This is a genomic window from Simkaniaceae bacterium (assembly GCA_021734805.1).
Lineage (GTDB): Bacteria > Chlamydiota > Chlamydiia > Chlamydiales > JACRBE01 > Amphritriteisimkania.
In genome coordinates, this window is the sequence record JAIPIG010000053.1 from 1 (window position 1) to 5,558 (window position 5,558).

Genomic DNA, 5,558 nt, shown 5'->3' on the forward strand with positions numbered 1-5,558 from the left:
CAGGATACGCTTCTTCTATTTTCTTAAAAAAAGCCAGCGTAGAGGCCGTATTCAACGTCTTATCCTCATGAAGAACTACTTTTTTATTCAACATATCGATCGATGCCGAAATATTTAATCGAGATCTTCCCGTATTGCTTGGTCTCTCTTTTCTTTCCCCTACTTTAATCCATCCATAGTCGGCTACTGTGTTATGCGTCGGGTGAACGCCATCTATAAAACAGATGGTTTCATTGGACAACAGTCCCTTTTTTAGCTGCTCATATTCAGCAATCCATTTCTCTTGTGCTTCTCGATTGGCTTTACCGGGGACAACAGCCGGTTTTTTATAGGAAAACTGATGTTGTTCAAGCCAATGCGTCATTCCTGAAACGGTGTAATCGATTTGATACGTCGCTTTGACATAGACGACAATATCTTTCACATACAAATAAACATGCTGTTGAAGGTGATTGCAGAGCTCTTCTGATTGGTTTTTTGTGAGCTTACTCTCTGAACCACCATTTTCCGGTTTAAGTTTTTGAGCGTTTTGATAATCAAGAATGTGCTGTCGAACTCCCTCATCACTGAGAAGCAGAACATCGGCTATCCGGGAATAAGACCATCCCCTATCATAGAGCAAAACAGCTTTGATGCGGTCATAAATCCGCTTATCCCTCTCCAGCTTGTGCTGAGAGATTAGTTTGGTACGTTGATCGTGCGATAAGAAATTCATAAGAACATTTTTGATAAATCAAGGGTTTTTTGAAACTGAAATTTCCAACTCTTCATTGATGACTGGCATAGAAAAGTTCCTTTAAATTCAGTTAAGTTGCGTAGAAGAATGAACTACTTATTATCAAAATTCAGGAAATTCAGATTTTGACATACTTCCCACTAAAGCTGGTGGACCTGTATCTCCAGGCCAAGGGTGATCTGGATAATAAACTTTGAAAAAGGGGAATTCATCACCAAAATCGAACATTCCCTCTATATGATTTTTATGATCTAAAGGATGAATAATTTTTCCAAAGATATTTTTTTCTGGGAAATAATCACAGTCATGCAAGAGAACGTACTCTGAGGTGTGTTTAAATCTTTTAATTGTTTCATATCTAGCAAGCCATGGAGATTGATCTACAAAACAAATAGAATATTCTTGTGAATTGATATACTCACAATTCTCAAAAAATTGAATCCAATGATCTGGGGATTCGTTATCTTTCTTACCAGGAACGAAGAAAAATTTGTGCCATCCGGAATTATCCTTCTCATATCCGTCCCCTAAATATTTCATTTTGAACTTATCTAACCACTGCTTATCATCATCAAGGGTGATTAATATACGCGATGTTTTTTTACATAGAGCGTGCAAAAGATCCGTGCTTGAATTACCACTGCCGAATTCAATAATTGGGCCCTCTGTCTTAAGTGCAAGTTCTTTAAGGACATGCTGATGAGTTGCATATGGGTCAGAATAAGTAAGTCCCTCTCTTTCAGAAGACCAAGCAAATGCCATCAATACATTGCTCAATAATAAAAACTGAATCTTTTTAAATAATACACTCATATTTTAACCTAGTGATAGTTTAACTGATATCTTTTAAGATATTCTTCAAATATAAGAGAGTGTCCCACTCCTAGTTGAAACTCATGTGGTTCCCTATTTCATTCAGACAGCCTTGGCCTATCGCTTCTGAAAAGATCATATTCTATCTTTTGTGCCTTCTATTTGCAAGTGCCTTTTTATCGTCCGCACATGGTATTTTTTCAATCTATGGCAAAGAAAAACCCGTATGCCTTTGACATGAACTCAAAACCCATAAGATTATGTCTAAAACATCGTCAAGATGTTTTCCTAGGTCTTCAGTTAAGAAGCGCAAAACGATGTAGGCATTCTCCTGAAGGAGTGCATCTTTTCTGCGATCTCTACGATAAGCGTTTGCTGAACTAAGATGCTGGTCGCTATCTAGCTCAATTGCAAGTTTGCTTGTTGTGCGTAACCGGGAAATAAGCCCATCTTGTATTTACAATTAAGCATGCTATGATCGTATGAAGGCACTTCGTGTTTTTTGCCATTCATCAGGGAGGAGTTCATGCAACTTATTCGCATTATAGCCCATGATTCTCTTAGAGACATCTTCGAGATACTCTCGAGGATTGATATCCAGTCCACGGCAGGTTTGAACCAGCGATAGCAAGACAGATGCCGATTCTCCACTCTCTTTACTCCCGAAGAACAACCAATTTTCCTTCCTATTGCGATGGGTCTGATTGCCCTTTCTGCAACATTGTTGTCGAGGCGCGCATTTGCATAGAGAGTGTAGTTTTTCAGATGGGGAATGAGAGAGCAAAAATATCCGAGGGCTTCTTTAAATTTTGATTTAGGCAGGATCTTCCCGAGGTGAAGCCCCTCCTTAACTCGACTGATCATCTCATTGATGATAGGCAGCGATTGGGTTTGTCTCAATATCAGCCTCTCTTCACCGGTTAGTTTCCAAGCAACTTCTTCTAGAGCAAATAAATTGCCCATCCTTTCCAATATCCAGTCTTTAAATTCTTTATCGCCGGCCTCAGCTTCAAAGAACTTTCGGCGAATATGTGCAAAGCAGGGAGACCAAATGACCCCTTCTCGTTTAGCAAAGGCCTCATAAGCGCCATATTTATCTGAATGAAAGACTCCTCGATAATCTCCAAGAATAGCTTGGACATTTTCATGGCGTCTATTATTTTTTCAGTTGCGTAAAAATGCGCAAAAAAATGAACTACTTATTATCAAAATTCAGGAAATTCAGATTTTAACATACTTCCCACTAAAGTTGGTGGACCAGTATCCCCAGGCCAAGGGTGATCTGGATAATAAACTTTGAAAAAGAGGAATTCATCACCAAAATCGAACACTCCCTCTGTGTGTTTCTTACGATCTAAAGGACTAATAATTTTCCCAAAGACATTTTTTTCTGGGAAATAATTACAATCATGCAGGAGCACGTACTCTGAGAGATTTTTAAATCTTTTAATTGTTTCATATCTAGCAAGCCATGGAGATTGATCTACAAAACAAATAGAATATTCTTGCGAATTGACATACTCACAATTTTCAAAAAATTGGATCCAATGATCTGGAGCTTTGTTATCTCTTTTACCAGGAATAAAGAAAAATTTGTGCCATCCAGAATTATCCTCCTCATAGCCATCCCCTAAATATTTCTTTTTGAATCTATCTAACCACTGCTTATCATCATCGAGGGTGATTAATGTACGCGATGTTTTTTTACATAAAGTATGCAAAAAATCTGTACTTGAGTTGCCACTGCCGAATTCAATAATTGGACCCGTTGTATTAAGCACTAGTTGTTTAAGGATATGCTGATGAGTTGCGTATGGATCCGAATAAGTAAACTCCACACGTTCAGAAGACCAGGTAAATGCCATTAATACATTGCTTAATATTAAAAGTTGAATATTTCGAAATAATACACTCATATTTTAACGCTCCTGCTAATCTAATTGATACTTTTTAAGGTATTTATCAAAAATAATTGGGTGTTTTTCTTTAACTTCTTGCTCTAATTTAAGGAGAGCAGACCTATGAACTTGGTTAGAATAGCGAAAATTCTTCTTACCTAAAGATTTAGCGTGTTTAGGAATATTGTATAATGAAGCGCAACGTCCTGAGTGAAATTCAATTTGCTCAATAAATTCTTCTAGATAGTCTTTACTATCTCCAGTAAATTCTAATAAAGACGAAAAAAATTTATTAGGCTCACTAAGAAGATCTTCATAATAGACCAGGATTTTTTTGTCTTCTGGGTAATAATAATAAAACTCTAATAAATTAAAATAATTGCCTAAAGTAGACTCAATAGGAGCACGATTGCTTGAGGAATTCCGATAATAAAGCTCTTTATAGTCTCTTACTATTAAGATCAATTTATCTTTCGAAGGATAAATTAGTGGTTGTAATCCCGCTTTTTGATACACATTTGTAACATCGTGATGCTTCAGGATGGGTGCTTTTGAAAAATCAATTCCAATATCAGGAAATTGAATCCCCCACGAAGGATTGATTGCATTAAACCAATGTCTCTCCTTTTCAGGCAAGCTGAAGTAGGACTTTCTATCATATTGATAATCAAAAAAATATCTAGTTGATGGGCGTTTGCTTAAATATTCTAGAGCATATCGACACCAACTATTTCCGGATGAAGGCTCAGAACACAAAATAATCCTGGGATGTGGAATATAATTGAAGGGAGAGTCATTTTCAATTTCGTTTGAAAAATACCGTTCTTGTAAGAGGTCTTTTAAAAGAATTTTTCTGCTCGTGTTGTCAACTTGTTTAGCAGCATAAATCCCATTTTGAAGACAGAATATAGTTAAGATGAAAAAACAAGAAAAATACCGCATATTCATGACTCCATTGAAAGAGGTGATCATTTTCCTATACGGAATCTTTAAAAGAAACAATTTTTTAATGATAAGATGTACAGTGTTACTGAAAGATTTCCATCACTGATGGATGAAGTTAAGGACTGCACAATACATTTTTACTTTGGTGAATTAAGCTCATTGCTTCCTTTAATCCATGAAGTTCAATTGCAGTTTTTTTTTCTAGCCCCCATCCCTAGAGGAAGCAGATGAAAGATTTTGGGCAACTATGGCTTGTCCCTCATTATGCAAATAGATTACCTATACAACCTGCTGTCCCCCTGAGCGATATTTGAGGATTGTTTGCACGGTTTGGATAAGCGTCAAATCTACCCAGGTTGACGGGTGAAAATCACACGTTCATTATTTTGAGGTGGCTTTCCGGCAGCAAGCCACCGATCAGGTAGAAGTTCTTCAAGCTTTTTAGCACTATGCCCCATGAGCCGTCGGAACACATCTTCGAGATATTCTCTTGGATTGATCCCCAATCCTCGGCAGGTTTGGATGAATGATAACAATATCGCGCCTGCCTCACCTCCATCTTTGCTACCAAAAAAGATCCAGTTCTTTCTCCCAATGGCTAAAGGGCGAATTGCTCTTTCGGCAACATTGTTATCCAATCTGGCAAATGCATATTTTGTATAATTCTTTAGGTAGGGCATTAGACCGCAAAAATAACCAAGCGCTTCTCGGAGTTTTGACTTTGGCAAGATTTTACCATCTTCAAGCCGAGTTTTAATTTTTTCGATTAGCTCATCCGATAATTGGAATTTCTTTTTCTTTTCGTATTCGCAAACGCTCCTCAGGGGATCTGACCCAAGCAACATTCTCTAGCATGAAAAGATCAGGACTCTCATCGATGAAAATATTTTCACCTGCAAGAATTTCACGAACCATAACCTCATACGTAACCGGGAAATAAGCCCACCTTTTTAAAAACTTCGTTATAGGTCATCTTCTTAAGTAAATAACAAAAGGATGTCCTACAGAACGATTTTTAAGTAGATGGGCTTATTTCCCGCTTACCTTCGCAGCGGAAAGACGAGAAAAGAACGGTGGAAGGGAAAACCCGAAACCCCCCTGTGTCAGCGTAGTTGTCGCATCTAACTAGACCAAAGGAGTCTGAATATGATGAAGACAAAATATTC

Annotated in this window: 7 protein-coding genes and 1 pseudogene; all 8 read right to left on the reverse strand. The window is 37.6% G+C overall.

Translation table 11 applies throughout. From position 1 onward, the window contains the following. Positions 1 to 715: IS630 family transposase (locus K9M07_07895; GenBank protein MCF7853140.1), on the reverse strand; the 715-nt coding region annotated here is incomplete at its 3' end. A 123-nt stretch (positions 716 to 838) separates the two neighbouring features. After that, entirely contained in the window at positions 839 to 1,549 is a 711-nt protein-coding gene (locus K9M07_07900) for a hypothetical protein (protein ID MCF7853141.1), read from the reverse strand. Positions 1,550 to 1,754: 205 nt separating this feature from the next. Continuing rightward, positions 1,755 to 2,006 carry an endonuclease domain-containing protein gene (locus K9M07_07905; GenBank protein MCF7853142.1) on the reverse strand — a complete coding sequence of 84 codons (252 nt, stop codon included), beginning with the start codon at positions 2,004 to 2,006 and terminating at the stop codon, positions 1,755 to 1,757. Between the two features lie 15 nt (positions 2,007 to 2,021). Further along, positions 2,022 to 2,222 (reverse strand): transposase domain-containing protein, encoded by a 201-nt coding sequence (locus K9M07_07910; protein MCF7853143.1) that lies wholly within the window; start codon positions 2,220 to 2,222, stop codon positions 2,022 to 2,024. A gap of 2 nt (positions 2,223 to 2,224) precedes the next feature. Further along, positions 2,225 to 2,680 (reverse strand): annotated as a pseudogene (locus K9M07_07915) (IS66 family transposase). Positions 2,681 to 2,754: 74 nt separating this feature from the next. Beyond that, positions 2,755 to 3,465, reverse strand: a complete 711-nt coding sequence (locus K9M07_07920) for a hypothetical protein (GenBank protein ID MCF7853144.1) — start codon at positions 3,463 to 3,465, stop codon at positions 2,755 to 2,757. A 15-nt stretch (positions 3,466 to 3,480) separates the two neighbouring features. Then, positions 3,481 to 4,389: a sulfotransferase gene (locus K9M07_07925; protein ID MCF7853145.1), complete on the reverse strand. Its 909-nt coding sequence runs from the start codon at positions 4,387 to 4,389 to the stop codon at positions 3,481 to 3,483. A gap of 350 nt (positions 4,390 to 4,739) precedes the next feature. Next, complete coding sequence (locus tag K9M07_07930) at positions 4,740 to 5,237, reverse strand: transposase (GenBank protein ID MCF7853146.1); 498 nt, start codon at positions 5,235 to 5,237, stop codon at positions 4,740 to 4,742. Between the last annotated feature and the right edge of the window lie 321 nt (positions 5,238 to 5,558).